The organism is Tateyamaria pelophila, assembly GCF_019966495.1.
Lineage (GTDB): Bacteria > Pseudomonadota > Alphaproteobacteria > Rhodobacterales > Rhodobacteraceae > Tateyamaria > Tateyamaria pelophila.
In genome coordinates, this window is sequence record NZ_JAIMIA010000017.1 from 1 (window position 1) to 20,470 (window position 20,470).

At 57.7% G+C, this 20,470-nt stretch carries 11 protein-coding genes and 1 pseudogene; 4 read left to right on the forward strand and 8 right to left on the reverse strand.

Annotated features, from left to right (window positions below; translation table 11 throughout):
* Positions 1-491, reverse strand: a 491-nt coding sequence (locus tag LC354_RS07775; protein ID WP_223422653.1) for a transposase, incomplete at its 3' end; no start/stop codon positions are given.
* A 96-nt stretch (positions 492-587) separates the two neighbouring features.
* Here LC354_RS07775 and LC354_RS07780 point away from each other — a divergent pair.
* Positions 588-1,200 (forward strand): annotated as a pseudogene (locus LC354_RS07780) (integrase core domain-containing protein); the annotation flags it as partial.
* Positions 1,201-1,522: 322 nt separating this feature from the next.
* On the opposite strand, the gene LC354_RS07785 reads toward LC354_RS07780, so the two are convergent.
* The 6 genes from LC354_RS07785 to LC354_RS07810 are packed head-to-tail and all read right to left on the reverse strand — an operon-like array spanning position 1,523 to position 17,330.
* Positions 1,523-3,556, reverse strand: a complete 2,034-nt coding sequence (locus LC354_RS07785) for a hypothetical protein (protein ID WP_223422655.1) — start codon at positions 3,554-3,556, stop codon at positions 1,523-1,525.
* A 23-nt stretch (positions 3,557-3,579) separates the two neighbouring features.
* Positions 3,580-5,301, reverse strand: coding sequence for a kelch repeat-containing protein (locus LC354_RS07790; protein ID WP_223422657.1), 1,722 nt, complete (start codon positions 5,299-5,301; stop codon positions 3,580-3,582).
* A gap of 3 nt (positions 5,302-5,304) precedes the next feature.
* A complete protein-coding gene (locus LC354_RS07795) occupies positions 5,305-9,312 on the reverse strand; it encodes a hypothetical protein (RefSeq protein ID WP_223422659.1) in 4,008 nt (1,335 codons plus the stop codon).
* Entirely contained in the window at positions 9,309-10,532 is a 1,224-nt protein-coding gene (locus tag LC354_RS07800; protein ID WP_223422661.1) for a hypothetical protein, read from the reverse strand. The genes LC354_RS07795 and LC354_RS07800 overlap by 4 nt, the downstream gene beginning before the upstream one ends.
* Before the next feature lie 39 nt (positions 10,533-10,571).
* On the reverse strand, positions 10,572-11,987 hold the full coding sequence (locus LC354_RS07805) for a hypothetical protein (RefSeq protein ID WP_223422663.1): 1,416 nt from the start codon (positions 11,985-11,987) through the stop codon (positions 10,572-10,574).
* 3 nt (positions 11,988-11,990) lie between these two features.
* Positions 11,991-17,330: a DUF6603 domain-containing protein gene (locus tag LC354_RS07810; RefSeq protein ID WP_223422665.1), complete on the reverse strand. Its 5,340-nt coding sequence runs from the start codon at positions 17,328-17,330 to the stop codon at positions 11,991-11,993.
* A gap of 519 nt (positions 17,331-17,849) precedes the next feature.
* Here LC354_RS07810 and LC354_RS07815 point away from each other — a divergent pair.
* From LC354_RS07815 to LC354_RS07825, 3 genes are read left to right on the forward strand one after another with little or no spacing between them, the layout of a single operon-like run.
* A complete protein-coding gene (locus tag LC354_RS07815) occupies positions 17,850-18,215 on the forward strand; it encodes a hypothetical protein (RefSeq protein WP_223422666.1) in 366 nt (121 codons plus the stop codon).
* Complete coding sequence (locus LC354_RS07820; RefSeq protein WP_223422668.1) at positions 18,199-18,786, forward strand: hypothetical protein; 588 nt, start codon at positions 18,199-18,201, stop codon at positions 18,784-18,786. Before LC354_RS07815 ends, LC354_RS07820 begins: the two co-directional genes overlap by 17 nt.
* Before the next feature lie 47 nt (positions 18,787-18,833).
* Positions 18,834-19,505: a hypothetical protein gene (locus LC354_RS07825; protein WP_223422670.1), complete on the forward strand. Its 672-nt coding sequence runs from the start codon at positions 18,834-18,836 to the stop codon at positions 19,503-19,505.
* 49 nt (positions 19,506-19,554) lie between these two features.
* On the opposite strand, the gene LC354_RS07830 is transcribed toward LC354_RS07825, so the two are convergent.
* Positions 19,555-20,418, reverse strand: a complete 864-nt coding sequence (locus LC354_RS07830; RefSeq protein WP_223422672.1) for a hypothetical protein — start codon at positions 20,416-20,418, stop codon at positions 19,555-19,557.
* Positions 20,419-20,470: the final 52 nt, after the last annotated feature.

The following is a 20,470-nucleotide window of genomic DNA, read 5'->3' on the forward strand; positions in this document are numbered from 1 at the left end:
CTGACCGAGCTGTCCATGTCCAGCACAATATACTTCAGCCCGTTGCGGTCATGAAACCGGTCAATCCATTGGCCGTTCAGATCAGACAGAGCCGCCCGGTTCTCTGCGGTCGCCAGTCCCTCGGTCTCGAACCGGCCCATCTGCGACGTGGATGCGGCCTGCGCATCGACGGCACGGCCACCGACAACCTGGCGCATCACGGGATCGAGCGCGAGACGGTCGGCGTCATTGACGTCCTCGTATCCTGCCAACCGGCCGTAGACCGATTGCCGAAACAGCCCGTCGAGCCGGTGGATCGTGTTTTTGCCACGGCGATTATCGCACAGGGCAGCAGACGCCAGATTGGACAGACCGAGCGCGTCATCAAGCTCGCGCATCACCAGAAGGCCGCCATCCGAACTGAGCTGAGCGCCCCGGAATTCCAGCCGCACGCGAGGGTCAAAATCCACACGATCTGCCCGCTGCAAGCCCGCACCCTCTGGGTGATCCATGAAACACATCCTCCGCAGCAACCAACGCCATGATATATATAGAAAATATCACGTTCAAGACAGCGAAATCAGAGATCCACTTGGGGAATGCGGGGTGAAGAGGGGTTAACCATTCGTAAACGGGGCGGTCGCAAGCGTGCAGTCGGGAGCAGGACGCCAATGGCCATCCCACAAACGGTGGAGCCTGAACTTCGTATCTGACAGCTTGTCCTGCGGCCGCAGGTTCCGCATTCTGACCGTGATAGATGACTTCAGCCGGGAATGTCTGGCCGCTGTTGTCGACATCTCACTGTCAGGCGAACGTGTCGCCCACGAACTAGATCGTATTGCCGAGATACGTGGCTACCCCTGCATGGTGGTCAGCGAAAATGGAACCGAACTGACATCAAATGCGATCCTGAAATGGCAGGAAAATCGTAACGTTGATTGGCCTTATATCGCACCCGGAAAGCCGTTGCAAAACGGATTTGTGGAAAGCTTCAACGGTCGCATGAGAGACGAGTGCCTGAACGAGCACCTGTTCGACAACCTGCGCCATGCCCGCAATCTGGTGACGGCATGGCGCACCGACTTTAACCAGCAACGCCCGCACTCAAGCCTCGCTGGCTTGACACCGGCGGAATATGCTAACCGGTCAAAGAAGGACGAAAACCTGAACAGAGCTAGCAATAAACACCCGACTCAATCGGGAGCAGGTCACGGAAAATGACGCTATTCTCGAAGCCAGACGGAACGATTTGCAGTACGCGTTGCCAGATTGACAGCGTTAGGGCGGGGTTTTGTCGCATGTGATCATCGGACGACAACATTCTGAATTGCGATGTTTTCGAAGTGGTATTGGATAACTCACGCCAGGTTGATGTGATGCTTCACGGTTCGCTGATGGCCGAAGACAGGCAAAATATACTCCTGACAGCAGAGCCCACCATCGTCGGACCCAAATGACGCGCGCCCATCGTGGCGAGGTGCGACGTAAGCGCGGATGAGGCGCTGCGCGCAACTCTTCAGGGCCCAAAAGCCGGACAACGGGATCAAGGCGTCGGCTTGGCTGTCATCTTGTTGATCCCGCAGCGGAGCGTCGCCCCCAGCGCCAGACTAAAACCGGCGTCAAAGGACACCGCCTGACGTGCCGAACAAGTGACATCGGCGGTTGCGGGCACCTGCAAATTCCCCAGATCAATCGTGCCATCCGCATAGAGCGATACGGTGCTGTCGGCTGGCGCTGTCAGCGCGGCGACGGACATGTCTCCCTTGGAGAAATACTGGGTGTCGGGTGCCAGGACTGTTGGGTCTTGTGTCGGCTGGGTCACACGAATGGCGAATACCTGGGCCGTGCTGTAGGCATAGATGATACCATTGGCACCCACGCGCAGATCAATAACTTCGATGCCGTCCGTTTTTGCGGGCAAGCCGTTCAGGGGTTGAGAAAACAGCATCTCGCATTTGGGATCAAAACCACGCAACACACCGCTTTCCCCTGCATCTTCCTGCCAGAAGAAAATGCTGCCAGCGCCATCGACGATCAGGTTCGACGTTGCGCCGATGTTGCCGTGTTTGGCGTCCGATGCGCAAATCTGATCGCCGCTTTGATGTGCATAGGCTCGGAATTGACCGGCCTGCACACAGTACACAACCGGATCGACACCGTCGCCGGGCAGCGGAGAGACACAACGCGAAACCGGCCCTTCCTGCGGGGCGTTCCAACGCTGGGGCGTGCCCGGCTTATCCAGGTCAAAGAACCCATTGACCATGCCGGAGTCCTCGCCAAAGGCCGACAGATAAACCCAATCAGAAGGGGTTTCGGCACTGGGATCGGCAAGAACAGTCAAGGGCGGGTGAAACTGCGCAAAATTGCCCAGACCGCTGCCTGTGGGATAGCCTGTAGGCACCGGCTGTATGCCTGTGGTGTTGTCGAAAATCGACAAACCGGCGGATTGATCCTTGCCCATCACATAGACCAATTGCTGGCCGCGTCGCGGGCTGAGAACGGGCGCAGTGGATTGACCGACATTCGCAGGCGATCGCCACAGCGTCTTGAGGCCCGGCAAAGGGCTGAGGGCATAGATATAATTGCCCGGTTGGGTATCGCTGGATTGGTCCTTGCGAAAGACGACCAGACCACCGGCGCTGATCACCGGTCGCTTGGACACATTGATCTCGGGCACGGCGCGCGTGTCGATGGCGGTCGGACCATCGGGGCCAAAATCCTTGAAGACCGTAATATGCCCATCATTACGGAATGCCAGAAGGTTGCCCAGATCATCCAGTCGCAGGTATTTCCAGCTGGTGTCAGGTAAGGCCGCGGCGTTGGCGTTCGGATAGCTCCAGGCGACAGCGCCATCTGCGCTCATCCCCCACAGTTTCGTGGCGTCCTTGTCCTTGGCCATGAACACCACGGTATCGCCTACAAAAGCGGGCCCGGTCAGCACCGTCATGTCGGTCGGTGCAGGCGGGAACAGGACGGATAACAAAGCGCCATCCGGCGCGTTGAACGTCCACGGCGTCGCATCATCCGGGGACCCACGATAGCGCAGCTGCGTGCCGTTACGTGTCATGGCCGGACTCGTGTCGGCCCAGGTCACGATCAACCGGGGCCGGTTCGACGCGTTGCTGTCGGCAAAGGAATAATATTCCCGCGTCGATCGGACAGAGTCGCTTTTCAACACCACATTCAGGCTTTCGGGACGCTCGGAAAGCGCCGCCAACAGGCCGGTGCCGGTCGAGGTGACCGGGATCGCGGCAGTAGGAACGTTCAGCGCGCCGATCGAGCTGTCCAGATCGCCATCGCGAAAAATGCGAATGAACTGCGCGCTTGCATCCGGGCCGGTCGGCACGATGCGCAACACCGCACTCTCAAGCTGCACGCCGGGTGGTATGGCGCCGATGTCAAAGGTGATCTTGACGCCGTTTGCGGAGTCCGTCTCGACGGTAAAATGCGCCCCATCTCCGGTGACGGTGGCGGGAATCACGGCAACTGCAACCGCTCCGGCAAAGGCGGCGGGGCCGATCAGAACTGCCAGCAAGAGACCGACGCTGATGCAAATTTTCCGAATGAAAAGGGCCATTTTGGCGTTCTCCGACTGCAAGGTCATGTGACGTGAAAAGTCAGCGTATCCGTAGCCAGATCGCTTAGAATGGATTGCACAAAGATGTAGTTCCCAAACGTCGCGGCACAGAGCCGAAACGGCTGCGCTGTGCTCATCGTGCTGCTTTTGATTGCCCAGACTGCCTGTTTCGACAGGTTATCGCCGTTCTTGACCAGGTTCGCAGGGTTCATACCTTGCAAGGAATACATGCCTGAATTGAGGTCTGCATTCTTGGGCTGATAAGTGGCGATCACCCGTAGCTCTTCTTCTTTGCTTTCGTTCTGCGCCGTGGTCATCGCGGCGCCGAACGGATCGCCGAAGCCAGGGTCGGGTGACTGGACGCTGGTGGATATGAAGAACTTCATCTCGCCCCACCCACCGGTCAACCGTGTGGACCACATGCTGGTATAAGGTGAGCCGAAGGGTGTATTCAAACCCCCGTATACCCACAATGCTTCGATGCATTGCCCACCGGCCACCACAGAATAGCCCTGCATGGCATGAAAACACATTTCATGAGGCAGCGTCATGAACCGCTCAGGCAAACCCTGGGCCTTCACCTCTTTGGCGCCAAGCCATGTTTTGCCGTCCGTCGTAAAGTAGACATCGTCCAGCGTGTTGCCGTTCTCATCAACGCCTCCTGTCAGCCAAAGCCGATTGGCATAGGCGGTGATGGCATGTCCCATCCGGGCAGGCCATGTGATACCTTCCGACTGGTCCTCCCATTTTCGGGTCTTCGGATCATAGGAATGCACCTGATTGGAGAAGGACGAAGCATCCACCTGACTGCCACCCACCAGAAAAATCTTGTTTTGGAAAAAAGCCGCAGGGCTTTTCTCCATCGCGTCGGGAACAGCACCGTTGGGACACATCTGGTCTTGCGTGCCCATCGACCCGGTGCTGGGGTCCAAAGGATAGATGGCCGAGCCCTTGAACGAATTGAAAATTCCATACAGTCGGTTCCCCCCATCCGACAGGATGTTCATCGGCGCGCCCTGATCGCAGGCGATCTTGTTCCAACCGGAGTTCTGAACCCGCACGAAAATCGTTCGGCTGATGGTCTTGCCATCTTCCGTCGCTTCCAGCCTGTAGGGTTGCAGACCTGCATCGCCATAGTCGGTGTCCGGATAATCATTCTGTGTGGTCGGTGCCGATCGGCTACCCGATTTCGGCAACAGCAGGGTGTTCAGGCGATAGAGTTCGACCACTGATTTCGGGCTGGTTTTCCACGACAGTTCCACAGGCATCCTGCTGGTGCGCAACGTCACGACGGAATTTTTAGCGGTAAAGTATTCGATCTTGGGCGCATCGTCCGCGCCCAGAACGGAGATGTTCAGGTCAACCGTTTTCAAGTCACCGCCGCGCGGGCCCCATTGCAGTTGCATCGTATACGAACCCGCCGCCACTGCGGTGATATGCGACAGATGCAGGGTGATCGTCGCGCCCTTGCCAAAGGCAACGCCGCGCGCCGATCCCAGTTGGTACCGCGTCATTCCCGCAGGCGGGTGTGCCAGTGGGCCGGACGGCGCAAGGGCCGCCGGGCCGAATCCAATCAGGGAGACATGTTTTTGATCCACAAAGCCCAGAGGAATCGACAGATACAAAACCTCGGCAACATCCGAGGTCTTGGTATTGGTGATATCCACTAATACAATCGATGTTTCCGGCGCCCCCATTCGGACTTCCTGGGACGAGATATTAACGTCCAACGTATCATCGGCCATGGTCTAGGTTTCCTTGCCCACGTCTAAGTCGAGCGATTTGATGCTGCGGTTTCCCTGGCGATCAGATGCCGTCAAGGTGATCGTGACCTTTTCCGTCACAGTATACTTGAACTCTGTCGGCAGGGTCGCGCCATCCTGCGTGGTAAATTCGTCGAGACTGTCGGGCTGATTGCTGGCCTTCAACACCAGCTTGTCCGCCCCATCCGACATCCAGCCAAGGGTAATGTTGGTGCCGGGCCGAACCGTGACGGCCCCCTCCTTGACCCAGAATGCAGAGACCGCAACAGGGTTCATCTTGAGCTTGAGCCACCCTTCCTGCAATTGCTGCGGGTCGGTTCCGAAACCGCCACGGTCGCCGGGATCGGTGATCTCGGGATATTCCAGCCAGCGGGTGACCTGAGGCCGCGCCGCCCACGACCAATTGCCGTAGTCATCCGACGGATTAGGCAAGCGCGGTGCCCCCGGTGGTCCCAGAATGGGAGCGCTTTGAAAGAACACATCGCGGATCGACGACAATCCGGCGGTCACATCCTCCGGCAGGTTCAGCGAACGGCGCGGTAGAATACCGGATCTGACATGCACCGCCGCATGCGGGTCCATCAGCAAGGTCACCGGTACGGAGGTCTTCGCGTCCAGTGGAATTTCCTTCCCATATTGGAACCCGTCAAAGCTTTGGCCTGAAAGGCCGAAACGCGGGTAATAGGTGTCGTCGTCTTCCAGCATGAACCCCGAAAGACCGCCTGCCGTGTCGGAACTGCCGCCAAGACGGGTAGGGAACTGCACCGCGGCAATGTCGCGGGTGGCCGCATCGTCGGTGCCTGCGACGTCACGATAGGGATCGCCGTTCAGTTCAATCCCCAAGAGCGATCGTACCAACGCCAAAGGTCGGCCCACAAGAATCGACAGCCGTGGATCATGTTCCACCGTGATATCGGCCTCGGCCTGAGCTGCCGCTATGGACGTCAGGAAATCGCGCGCCTCGTCTCCGTTAAAGCCCAACACCCTTTTGACAAAGCGATGCAGTTCCATGTTTTCGATCGCTTCCGCAGTCGTGTCGGTGCCGGGTACGGGCACCCAGAAAAACCCGGTGTTTGACTGCTCGCGCATCTGACCACTGCCGCCTGCACCGGCAGCGCGAATGATGCGTTGTAACGCGCCCAGCAATGTGCCCTTGGCGTCACAGATCATCAGGCTTTGATCCAGATGGTTTGAGAATATCCAACCGCACAGGGGCGTGCCAACGGGATCATCATCTTCGGCTGAGCGCCACTCGAAGTTTATCCGGGCGGGTTGCAGATAACGGGGCGGCAGGACGACACCGGGGGTGTCATCCTCGGGTGTGGGCAATCCGAAGGACGGCACGACACGCGCAGTGGCCCGTGTGGGATCAATCAGCACGCGGGTTTGACCGAAGGAGTCAACCACCGACAATTGCCGGATGGTCATCTTGCCCGCGCGCATCGGCTGGAACGGATGCAACGGCGTGCCGTCGCGGTCCAGTGCAGGCGCATACATGTTTTGCGGATCAAGGGCCTCAAACCCGTCAATGCGGTCCGCAACAGGGTCCAGTTTCGGCAATGTGCTGGGCAGATTGGCGTTCAGGTATTCGGGATTGATCGGGGGCAGTTGCAGGCCCTGCATCAATTGGCCCAGCGCTTCCTGGAAGCCGCCAAGGGATTGGGCCACCACCGGCATACTGTCCAGATCCGAGATGATCTGGCTGAGCTTGTCATTTGCCTTGGTCTCGACCAGTTTTTCCAGACGCCGACGCAGGACAAAGGCGGCGTTGGGGGCCAGCATCGTATAGGACTTGTAGGTATAAGGCGTGGCTTCGACCGCCAGATCTTTCGGAATTTCGAAATCATTGCCGCTGTCGTTCAACTCCCAGCTTGACCAGTTGCCGGGGATGGGGGCGTCGCCGCCCAACCCGGCCTGCGGGTTCCAGTCAACTTCCCAAACAAGATACAGCGGACGCCAGGGATTGCCTGTCCAACGTCTCAAACCAAGAGAGTCCGGGACTATCGCCGGGGCCGTGTCGGTCAAGGCTGCAAATCTGAGCTTGAGGTCAGGGTTCGGCAACCGATCGCCCCCCTCCAGCAGGCGCATGATGCCAGTGGACAGTGCATTCACTCCAGCATCGGACGGGTTCTGAATGTTGCTCAACGCGAACATCCGTTTGGCAATGGCCGACACGATCGGTGGCATTGCATCCCGTGCCCGCGGATCGACCACATCCAGCAACAGGGTTTCGCGCAGCACTCCATTCAACAGATCGGCATAAGGTGCACCCGCCAGCGGCGGCAGGGGGGTCAGGTCATCAAGCGGGAACAAGAAGCGGGTCGATACTTCGACGGCACTTGCCACGCTGGGCGGAACGCCTTCGATCCCGTCGATCACCTCGCCTGCATGGCGACAGAGAAGTTCATTCACCTGAAGGTACTGGTTATAGACGTTTCTGGCCTCGAAATTCTTGCCCGTCACCAGAATGGCAGGGTCCGCCGGATGATGGAACGGTGTGCCGGTGCTGCGCGACAGTTCGAGGTCGGGCAAAGTATTCTTGAGCTGGGTCTTGAGCGCCGTTTCCTGTGCATCTACGGCCGTGCGCACATCATCGGCGGCTTTGGCGGCAACACCAACCGCTTTCCGGGCCGCCGCGACCGCTTCGGCAAGATCGGGGTCCGACGCGACCTTGTGGTTGTAATTCGTGGCCCAACGCATCCATGCGGTGAACAGGGTCTGGCGCGTTCGGGCCAGATTGCGTTGCGCCCGTGCATGGGCCTTGGCCTGCGTGTTCAAGGCACGCAGATCGGTTGCGGTTTTCTTGGGTAACACCTGCACCGGGCGCGGCGGCTCCGCCGTCATCGGCGCAGATGCCGACACGCCTTGATCCGGGATTACAGTGCGTTTGGCGTCAATCGAAAACCTGTCTTCGCTGGCCTGATCGGTAAATCGGCGGCGATGCAGTTCGGCATCCACATCTTGCAGGTTCTGGTCGCTGCCCAGCATGTCGTAGTGGAACGCGGTCAGAATACGTTCCAGATCGGCAGATGTCGCACCATCCACATGCATCTTGGGGGCCAGCATGGTGGCCAATGCCTCGCCAGATGTGTTGCCGACAAACACCGTGGCGTCAGAGCAGGGCACTTCAGACAAAGGCACATGCAAATGATCGACGTTCCATTTGACCCGTGTTGCTGCACCGTGGCACAGCACCCGGTTCATCAGACCCAGTTTGGCGCCCGTCTCGCTGATCTTGAATTCAAGCTCGGCCAGACGTTTTGCCAGATCGTCCTCGGTCACACCATAAAGCAAATCCTTGGTCGCGTCGGAACACCACCCCGAAACGACATAGCTGACATCCCAATCACCCTCTGCCCCACAAGCCGGATCAGGATCATGAAAGCCCAGGACGCTTTTGCACAACGGATAGCTGGATGGAAAATCGGCAGTGCCGGATCCCAGCGCCTTCAACTCAAGCCTGTAATTCGCAGGCGCATCTGTCCAGTCCTGCAAAGGCGTCGCCTGCCCCACGCTGGCAAAAAGCTTGTCACTGTTTTCGTTCAGAAAGGGCACCGCGCCGCTGGCAACCTTGTCTTGGTTCATTTCATGCAGGAAATCGCTCTGAATGATCCAACTGGCGGTGTCCTTGACCTCGTTGCTTTCAGGATGTTCATCGGTTCCGCGCTTGTAGCGGATACGTCGAACCAGCCAGCGATTTGGAATGTGGGGGTAATCGAGGCCCCCATGTTCTTTCGACGGCACGCCGTGTCCAAAGGCCTGCGGCAACAGCCAATGCAGATGCACGCCGCCGTCTGGCGGAGCAGCCGAGCCACCCTGTGGAAACATGTCGACCAACTGGGGCCCTGCCGTCACCAAATTGCTCCAGATGTCTTGATAGCCAGGCGTCAGATCGGACCAGACAAGACCTTTTGCGCCCGCATTCTGCCCTACCACCAGCGCCGAAAGCTCCATCGGGGCCAAAAGCCAGCCTGTTCCGGTTGAACCGTTCATCCTGATATCTCTGACTTGAAGGTGACAAAGCCGGGGCTTTCCACCATTTCCACACCGAATTCAGCTGAGGTGAATTTGCTTACATCCTGACCATGAGCGGCCAGCTTGGCCTGAACGGCGGCCGCCATCTTGGACACCCGCAAAACCCGTGTCGGCGTTGTCGACCCGTTCACCGGGCTGCGCATCGGGGCCTGAATGCCCGTGTTGAAACAGGTCGGAAAAAACTCACCAGGCGGGATATCGGTTTCGGCGCTGCGGTTTTCCGGGTGGCCCTGTTGCACGATCCGTGGTGCGCCCCCCTCAAGGCTGACGGTAAAGGGCAGATGCATCTCGCTCACACTCGGCGGCTTCTTGGGGTCGGCGTTCGGCACACTAATCCTCGCAATAAAGCTGAGATCGGCAGGTCCCGCGCTCAGAAACGCCACCTGCTCTTTGGCAATGGCGTAATCCCAGGTCATGGTGGTGGCCGAAAACCCGCTGGTCAAAGCCAGCAATTGATCCGGGTTCAAAGAGCCGCCGGACCAATGCGCATCACCGGCATAAGCGGTGGCGACACTGGCGTGGGCATTGGCGCTTTTGTTGTCCAGGATACCGTGGATACGGGTGACCGTGACGGTGCCGTTCAAATTGCGCAGCTTGAGGCGGGCATATGCGCCCCCACGCGCCGGCGACAAACCGAAATGCATCCCCTCTGGCGGTTGTTTCAGGGTCAGATGATCGACTTTGCCGTTAAAGATGCACAGCATGATATCGGGAGCCAGCCGGTCAATGCGCAGGGGCGCAATTTCGACCCCGTCCGGTGCTGCCGCCGTCGGTTCGGAATAGGCGCGCATTTCCAGCCCCTGCCAGCCTGCAACCACTTCGGACCGCATCAGAAAACCGGTCAACGGCCAGTGGGCATCGGTGGCCTTGGGCTCGTCATGTCCGGCACCGGACTCGCGGACAGAGAGCGACTCCGCAAGCGCATCCAGCAATGCCTGGGTGCGCAGGAACTTATCCATCGGGGTGTCGTCCGGTGTGGGGCGCCCAACACTGGTCGCCCCCTGCACCAAAGTCGCGATCCAGCCCGGATCGACATAGAAAAAACGGATCGACTCCATTGGCAACATGTGCACATCCGGCACGAGATAGCTGAACGGGACGCCGTACATCAGGACGGACCGGCCCAGAAAGCGTTTCACGACCTCGGGCAGCGGCGGATAGCTTGGATTATCGGCCATTGTGCGTCTCCGATCCGGGGGTGGGCCGCGGCATGGTCATCATCCCCACTCCTTCGAGTTTTCAAACAGCTTGGCAACGGCGTCTTGCAATGTGCCGTCCTTGCCCATCAGAGGCTGCACGAAAAAACCGGCCGCGATGTCGGCGCTTTTCTTTTCGGCATCCAGCGCCATTTTGACCGAATTGCGATAGCGGTACATCGCACTGGCAAAGCCACGGTTTTGCAAGGCCAGCATGCGCCCCAACTCGTAGGCCGAGGCGTATTCGGTCGCAAACATGCCCGTCGCATCGTATCGCAGGGCACGATCCGCAGTCGGGATGAAGGCATAGGGGCTCTGCATGTCCATCTGGAGCGTGATCATCGGGCCGCGATACCATGACACCGTCTTTTCGCCCAAACGCGTGGTGTGGTTCAGGGGCGCGTAGCCAAGCGCAAAGGCCCCCTGCACCGCCTTGATCGCCGGATCGTTCCCTTCGGGCCGCACCGCATTGAGGGACAAGAGCGAGCGGTCGTCCATCTGGGTCATTTTGACTTTGAAGTCATTGTTCCCGTAGCAGGTAAAATCCCAGCTGGCCAAAACGGCCATGCGCACCGTGTGCGCACCGTCCGTATTCGGCAGCGATGGCGTGCCATCCTCCGCGACGACCGGCAAATGATCGGAAAACCCCTCCAGCGAGACCAGGCAGACACGGTTCTTGATGCCTTCGCTGGCTGTCGTTGTCTGGGGCAAACGGTTGCCAAGCACCACCGTGAACCAGCCATCCTGTTTCAGCGACAGCGTCTCTTTGCCACCGGTCTTGACCTCGCGGACATGGGCGAGAAAAGGCAGGTCTTCCTGACTGGGGGCGATCTGGGTAAAGACGTTCACCGGCAGGTCAAGCGTGTTGCACAGGTCGCCCTCGCTTTGGCCATAATCCAGATTGATGCCCTTGGGCCCTGTAAATCCATCACCGGGGTTCAACAATTGGCCCACCGTACGGCTTTTGACCGCTGGCATGTCGCCCGGCTTGCGATCTTTGGCGACAGCTTCGGGCAAGGTCGTTTCGGCTGCGAAGTCATCGGGGCTGATCAGGATCAGGGCCATCCATGGCACCGGAAATTCGGAATTCTGCGACGGATCGGCAGGGTTCAGCGACCGCTCCCATGGCAGGGTGCGGCGGGTAAAGACCACATGCGGCAGGGCGTTGTCGAACGGGCCGAAATGACCTTTGGGCGGATAGACCGAATAGACTTCCGTCGGCTTCAGGGTGAACCGCGGACCAACGATGGCAAAGGGGGTGTCTTGGCCGAACGTGTCCTTTGCGGATGGCAGACCCCCTTGCCCGCCCCCGGTCAGAACCTGATCGACGTTGATATTGTAATCTCCGGGCGGCAACGCAGGCGGAGACGCCTGATAGAACCGGATTTGGCCGGCAACCAGCGGTGGCAGATCGGCGGGCGGGTTGTCTTTGGTCATGTCTTAACGCTCCGCCGGCAAGGGTTGGCCCAGCGTCGCATAAGTCGGCTCGGACTGGTATATGGTTTCCGCCCGGTCTGCCGTGAGGGTGAGGTCGGTCTTGTTGAGCGGGTGCGGCGTACAGGCGTTCAGCACGTCCATAATCGGATCGCGCGCCGAACTGGTGATAATATCGGCAAATGTCTTTTCTTTCCCTTTGGGCGTGACCGGTTTCGGGGTGGGCACGTCGCCCCAAAAGATCGACTTGTCGATCGGCTCATAGGCAAAGGCCTGGATTTCCATCGCCGGGAGGCCGTGGCGAACCTGAGACTGCTTGCCCTTTTCGCTCAGGGTCACGGAAAGGCCGGCCGGTACCTGTTGCAACAGCTTGCTGCCGGGCGTCTTGAGGTCAGGCTTGCCCTGCCCCCACATCGCATCGGGAAAACCCTTGCGGATGACCTTTACTTCGAACAGATCCGGATCGACATCGCCGCTTACATCGCTGGCCATCCGGACCTTGAGAGGCGAATCGAGTGTCTTGGAATAGAGCGGCTTGATGCCCAGCTTGCTCTTGTAATCGTCACCACCAGGAGTCGTTTTACCAAGGTAGCTGACATCGGTACACGGTGCCATGGTTTGTACGTTCACAACCAGTTCCTGGGCATTGACCAGCGGTATCTTGCGGTCGTTGTCCGTGTCGTCCCATTCCTGCAGCAGGCCACCGGCATAGACGACAGAGGTGACAGCCGCATGCTTTGGCAAGAAGGATTTGGAGAAATCATGCCAGTCAATGGCGGCAGGTTCGGCAGATCCATCGGCACCAAAGTGCACGGTGAAGGATACCACATAGAATTTGATCCGTGCTTCACCGGTAAAGTCAGGTCCACAGATGTGCAGATCGGCGCCCAGCTCGAACTTGAAGGTCATCGAAACGGTGAACAGGCCCAGATCGACACGCACCGTGGCGCTGGCACCAATGCTCACGCCGATGCGGATGCGGTAAAAGAACGGCTTCCAACTGATGATGAAATCGGCATAGGCCACGAACCACGCCTTGGCCCAACCGATATCGTAAACTGCCGCCAGTTTGCCGCCCGCCATCAGGCAGGACGGGGTTAGCGCAAAGTACAATTCGCCGGTGATCCGGATATCGCCGTTTTTCCAGTCCAGCCCAAGGCGGGGCACGACCGGATAGTGATCGGGGCGTTTGAAATCGGGGTGATAGCCGCCAAGGGTGACCACGAAATCGCCCTCATGATCGCCCTTGAACCAGGTGAAAAAGGCAAACCCACCCGTCAGTTTGCAATCCTTGTCAAAAACATAGGAATTCGAGGTCAGACGCGCCTCGACCGATAATACACCCACCGCCGGGTTAAACTCGGCACGCAGGGCCAGTTCGGCGTAGCAGATCGGATTTTCGGACGCTTTGAGGTGCGCAGGCACCGACAATTTGGACAGACCCAGCACCGAAACGCTCAAATCCGTCCCGAATGTCACCGCCAGTAGCGCAACCGTCTCAATCTGCTCGAACGAGCGGAAGCGGACGCCGGCCGCCAGCCAATAGGATGATGGATCGGGCGGAATCGCCTCGCTCAGCTTTTTGAGCGCCTCTTCGGGGTCATCCGCGTTGGCGATATAGCTGGGGTCGGAAATGACCTTGACCAGTGGGAATTCCTGCACCTGATCAATCGAGGGCAAAAGCAGCTTGCGCTTGAACCCGAAACCCGCCGCCAGTGCCGTGACATTAAAAAACACCGGTCCGCCCAGATTCTTGTCGAGGACGGCAAAGACGAACATCGACGGCGACCCGTCGATCGACGCATAGGAACCAAGACCCGTGAGAGAGAAAACTTCTGTCTTGATCAGCGCCGCGCCGGTATATTGCACCACGTCGATCTCGGCGGGGGGCGGATTGGGCGACTTAACCTTGGTGGTCATTTCAAGGAAGCTGCCGCTGATTTCTACCGGCCCGCCCTGGAAGGTAAGGTCAAGACCGCCCAGGTCGAGCGTGTAATCCTTGATATCCTGCGGATGCGTCAGTGGGATACCCACCGACAGATTCATCAGGTCGATGCCCAGCGGGCCCAACTCGACCGACCCGTCAAAGCCCACCAACAGATGGCGTTCGCTGTCAAAACCCAGACCGACCTTGCGGCAGAACATCGGGCCAAAGGATTTTTCGACAGGAATCCAGACTTTGTCACCCGCCTCGGGATCGTCATTGAGGATTTCGGCGTCGAAGTCGTTGCAATAGGCAATCTGAACGCCGAATTCGGGATTGACCGGATCGCCCTTGGCGACCTCTTTGCCATCTTTGGCCTTACTGTTTCCGGATTTGGCATCCTTGTCACCGGAGGACAGCAAGCCACTGGCCACAGGGTTCTTTGTGCCATCTTCGGGCTGTTTCGCGGGCCCCAATGGCAATGAGGCCCGTTCGACCCGGACGCCGCCGCCAACCTTGACGGGGCCGTCCACGTCGCTGAAGTAGACGCGGGCCTGCATGCCCTCAGCCTTGTAACCCTTGATGTCAAACAGCGGGTTCTTGTCGTTACCTTCCACGTCAAGACCGACACTGACCAGTTTGAGCTTGAGGTCAAATTCGGGTTTTTTATCTGCGATCTTGATCAAATCAAGGTGGATACCGCGTTTGGGTGGGTCGGGTTTGGCGTCGCCCCAGGTCTTGGTCAACCAGTTGTCTTTGTCCGTCTCGCTGCCGCCTTTTTCCTTGGCAGCGTCTTCGCCGTCAGCCTTGTCCTCCTCGGGTGCGTCTTTGGCGCCTTCATCGCCCGCCGTCTTGGCGTCCTTTTCGGCGTCCGACATCCACTTGCCAAGTTGCAGGATGACTTTGGTTTTTTCGGGTGGATCCTCGGTGTCTTTGCTACCATCTTTTTGAGTAGCGGCCTTGCCCGCCTCGTCCTTGTCGTCGTCTTTCTTCTTGTCCCCCGCGACGACAACATCCTTCATCGCGAGGCGTAAACCATAACGCTCGGTGCCCTTTTTACCCTCATCTCCTTCATCGGCAGACCCTTTGGCATGGGTCAGGTACAGGCCGTCATCCTTGCCGATCTTGTACAATATCTGTTCGTCGATTTCGGCGAGATATTTGGACAATGCGGCTTTGAAAAAGTCTACCGGACTCAGGGCCTTGAGCTTGGCAAAGTCGATGGAATAGTCGGGCAGGCTGGGCAACCGCAGGGCCTTGGTCTGATCGGCGGCTAGGGACACGTCATCCGCCCGGGGCGCATCGTCGACCTCAACGAAAAACCCCCATTCGATCAGGATCGCGGCCCAGGTACAGTCTTGGACGCTTTGGGTGATGGGTGATTCAAACCACGCCTTGACCGCTGGAAAATCCAGAACAACAGCTTGCAGCATCGGCATCAGGCGTTCGGCGGTAAAGTCCTCGAACCCCGTCAGCGGAACCATACCAAAGCGAATGGGCGCGTCCTCGAACCCTTTGATCGGCAATTCGCCGACAAGGGTAAACGCGGGCTTGTCATCCAGATCTGCCGTCAGCTTGGGCAGGGGCACGTCCTTGGCCGTGCCACCACCAGCATCGGCGGTAAAGGTAAACACAGGCGACGTAGGTTTCGTCACGTTCTTGACCCGCAGCCCGGTTTTCAAACCCAGGTTCAGCGGGTCGACAGTAAGACCGACATCGGCGTCTACAGAAATACCGGCGTCGCCAGACTTGCCACCACTGAGGGCAACCGTAACCGGGCGGTCCTGGATGACCGTATCAAACGCATAATGAAATACGCCCTTGCCATAGGTCAAACCGGAGTCGGGCGGAATAAGCTCATTGAAAAATGCCTGCCACACGCCGTCATCATGCAGCTTGTCAAGCAGCAGTTCCAAAATGTCGAATTCCGCTGTGCCACGGGTCAGCATTGTGACGAGGGACAAGGTTTTCTTGTCGCCTTCCTCAAAGTCGCCGAAAGGCACCGGGGCGGGCGCGCCTGCATCCATTTTCAACCCGATATGAAAGCGGGTCGGAGCGATGCTGTAGGCCGGGTCTTGCTTGTCGTCATAGGTGAAAAGCGTGGTGTTGTCCGGGCGGTTCGCAGTGGCCGAAATCTCGAAACTGGGCTGGATGGTCACCGGGTCGGATCCGCCCAGGGTAATCTTGGCCAGCGTCGCCTTGCCGGACAGGCCAAAATCAAGACCTTCGATCTTCTTGGTTGGGGCAGACATCCGCGCACCAAGGGTCAGCTCGATGGGGGAACTGCCGTCGACGGCAAGGGTGAATTCAAAGCTGGGCTTGCTGTCGCCCCCATCGAAAAAGGTGACGGCAAAGGGATCTTCGAGCGTGCCCGCGCCATGCATGTCCTTGTCGATATCGCCTTGGCGGTCATAGATATCGAGGCCTTGTGCCATGCAATAGATGCCGTGCAGCCATTGGCGCAACAGAGCCGCGTCATCGACGATGGACAGGAACCATTTTTCCCAGACGGCGCCGAAATCACTGCCGACCAGCGCAGCCCAGTCCATCGGTGGAATCGCCGAGGCTTGGTTTTTGCGAGAGGGCAGGCCCAGCAGCCACAACACACCCTGCTCCATGGCCTCGACCATGACCTTGTCCTTGTCGGACATGCCTTTGGCTGCGGCATCCGTCGCGGCATTCAAGGCATAGATCAGCAACGCCTTGAACACGTCGCCCAACAGAGTGCTGGGGTCCTTGATCAGTTCGATCGCGTCAAGGTCGTGCACGTCCGCACCACCCAGAACCAAATCTTTCAGCAGGAATTGCACTTGCGGTGATTTGTTTGTGAAAAGGTCACCGACGATATCCAGGCCCAACACTGAAACAGAGCCGTTGGCCACCGAAAACGGAGTGCCGTCAGCGCCCCGCAATTGGGTCAAAAGCTGAACAGGTTGATCTGCCTGACCCAACAAAAAGCTCCGTTTCGCCAGATCGATAATGGGCAGTTGGGCCAATAGGTGGATAGCAAACAGCGGGGTCTTGTCCGCGTCAGTCGAGGCAAAGGGATCATATGCAATGCCCAACGAAATGCGGCTGGCGTTATCGTCCTTGCGGGCCACCAGGCTCATGCCCGTCGGCACTTGCTTGCCGTCTTTGGGATACTCTATCGCGTACCAGAATTCGCCGCCTTTTTCGTCAAGCGGGCTGGGTTTTTGGTCGCCCAGAAACGACATGATGACAGTAAGCAGTTCGTGGGGGTTTTTCTCAACCATCGACTGGATCGGCTCGATGGGGTTTTTGAACCACTCGCCGTTCAGGGTGTATTGATCGTCGCCCACATCATTCAGCAATCCAAGCAACTGGCCAAACACGCCAAGGCGCGGATCGAGACCTTCGAGGACAGGGCCGCCAAATCCCGAGGCGGGAGCGTCTAAAGACATATCAAAACCCAATTCCAAAACAATCCGACCAAGGTCGTAAAACCCAGATCAGAAATCAAATGTCAGCCGTTCCAATTCGCAATTCGAACTGGCCGCTTGCTGCGCCCGAATGTGTCGTCACCGGCAGATCAATTCGCCCCGACAGCGGTTCGTTTGCACATACCTTGATCGTGTTCCGGCCCTTTTGCATTCGGATGTGCAAAACTTGGGTCCGGCATTTTCCCACTGCCGGTTTTCAATGGCTCTCAGCGTCGAAGTCACACAAAAAATAACGCGCAAAATGAGATTCCCGTGTCAATCAAGACAAGAATAAAAACCCGTCTAAGGTGAACCGTACCGTGGGCTCGACATATTGCAAGACAATTTACGTGTTGATTTACAAGCACATTTAACGCAGCGTTCGAGCTATGAAATTGTAACCCGCCTTAATTTCGCAAGATCCCCCCTTGGCCATCCAAGACGTCATCCGGGGAGTTTCTGAATTGAAAATTCCTTTTTTTACAAAGAGAAAGCCATATTTTGGAGTATGTTGAGAGCCTCTATTTCTCCAAGACAGCGATGGCGGTGGCATTTGGAGTTTTCGTCGCTGCGGTGTCGGCGTATGGTCACGAAGCGATCTGTATCGCTCCTTGCGGACAAGTAACCGCAGGTGGCACGGCACAGCGGTCATCGTTCGATATTCAAGACGGCGACCGGCTGAGTTCTTCAATACATTCCGAACGGATGTCGAACTTCAACGGGACCGGACTGGCGCTGTCTGTGGAGTATATCGGCTTCATGTCTCATCCTAATGTTGAAACCAAGTTCATCATTTACGACAGTCGGGCCACAAAAGACGGCATCCCGTATTTTCCGAAGGGGGACAACCTTGACCAACATCTTTAAAATCGCAATCGCCTTCCTCGTCCTGACCATCGCGACGTCGGCCATTGCCCAACCTGCAATGAAAATCGACCCGGATGGCAATGTCGCAATCACAGGCGACGCGTCGGTCACCGGGACGTTCACCGCAAAAAACGTCCAGGCCGACAACCTCAATGCCATTCTTGCCGATATCAAGGCGCAGAACGCCTTGATTCTGGAAAGCCAGACCTGGGTTCTTTTTGCGCCCAACATGCGTGACGCAATGAACAAGGTGCTTGCCGATAACAGCCTCACAAACACCTACGAGTTTCTCACAAACCGCAATGTCGGCGCGCGTGGCTTGCATTTTTCCGATTGGAACGGCGGTTTGCGGGCAATGACAGACCCGTTTCTTATAGGTGACACGCAACCTTTCAGTCTGGGTGGAGCAGCATGGCTTGTCGGCACCAACGACCCAGACCAAGGGACATGCAACGACACCCAGGTGCTGCACCGATATTACCAGTCCAAGTCCACCGGAATTCAAACCATCTGGGGCAATGGATGTCGGCCGGGCCCTGCGGTCTACGCTCGAAAACGACTGTTCCAATAAATCTTTGAACCAGACCGTCAGACTCAACCCAGAGGACAACATCCAACATGACACGTTTTGGAAACGCATTGGCTGCGGTGATCATGGCATTGCCCACCGTTATATTTGCACAGCAAGCAATCAACATTGACCAAGACGGCACCGTTACCATTTCGGGGCAACTTAAGGCCGGGTCAATTCAGGCAGACAATCTGGATCAGGCGCTGATTGACCTGATGAACGAGGTCAAAGGGCTGAAATCGGACATTTCCGCGCTCAATTCCAAACTGACCAAAAACATCACCGACGGGCAATGGTTTGAATATGCCCCCAACGTCGCGGCGGCGATGAAGAAGGTGAATGATGCCGACGTGTTGAAATTTGAATTTGGAATCGTTCGGAACAAAGGCTTTCGCGAGCTACATTTTTCATCCTGGAACAAAGGTTTGAGGTTGATGACCGAGCCATACATGACCGGTGACGGCCCGTATGGCAGCACCGTGACCCCGTATTATTTAGGTGGATCCCTCTGGGTTTCGGGCGACGCGTTGACGCGGGAATACACGGGCTTCAACGTACAAAATGCAACGGTCAATTATCGCCTTGCAAAAGACGTTTGCAGCGGGTCGGAGTCCTATCACATGTACTACAAGTACAAAGACAGCGAGGTCAGTCCCACGAAAGGCAACGGATGCCGGACCGAAGGGCCAGTTTACGCGCGCAAACGCCAGTTCCAATAGACGACGCAGGCTCAACTCCGGCCTAGGGCAGCAGGCCCATGCCGACTCCTCAGTCGATAATCGCGATGGTGCACCGGCTGCCTGGAAATTGCGTCCACAGCAACAGCCCAAAGCCGACAGCCGTATCACCGTTGACGGTCGTGCTTTCATACTTTCCGTCGGTGAAATAGCACGACCACTTGTTGATAACGTGTTTGATGACATTGTCGTTGTCTGTGCCGCCAACCTGCGGACCAACACTGCTGCCTTCTGAAAGAAGCTGTGTGGTTGTACGCCAATGCTTGCAGTCCGCGTCGCAATACAACCACGTTACGACGGACGCCGGGCCACTCTCGACTGTATCATAGTCGAACATCGCGAGTCTGACCTCGCATCCGTCCCCGTCCCCGCACAGGCGCGCCAGATCAGCCGCGCTGATATCCGTCGAGACGCCAACCTCTGTCGCCGTGTAAAACAGCCTGTCATTCAAGCCATCCACTGTCAGGTTTCCGGGAATTCTGACGTTGCCATCCGAGCTGACAGTCATGCCGTTCATGGTGGTGTCGCCGATTGCGGTCAGGCCCGCGCGTGCGGTCAGAAGACCTTCGGACGTCACCGTATTGCCGGTGATCGTGCCTGCCGATACTTCGCCTTGCGTGGTCAGAGAGTTGACGGTCGCAACGCCCTCAATCGTCACGGCACCGAGAATGTGAACATTCCCCTGTTCGTCAATGCGCAGCGCATCCACCCCGGCGGCCGTCAGCGCGCCAAAGCCGAGGGCGGATGCCACAAGGATCACGCCCACTGTACTAAGCACGCGCGCCACCAAAGATCGGCCACGGCGCGGCAGGTTTTGCTTCAACAGGTTTATTTCTGTTTTGAGGTCATCAATCTCCGTGCGGGATGGCGTATTATTGTCGCTTCGGTTTTCCACAATGGGTCCCACCTTTTAGTTAGGTTCAACCTAAGGCAGAAGCGCACGTTCT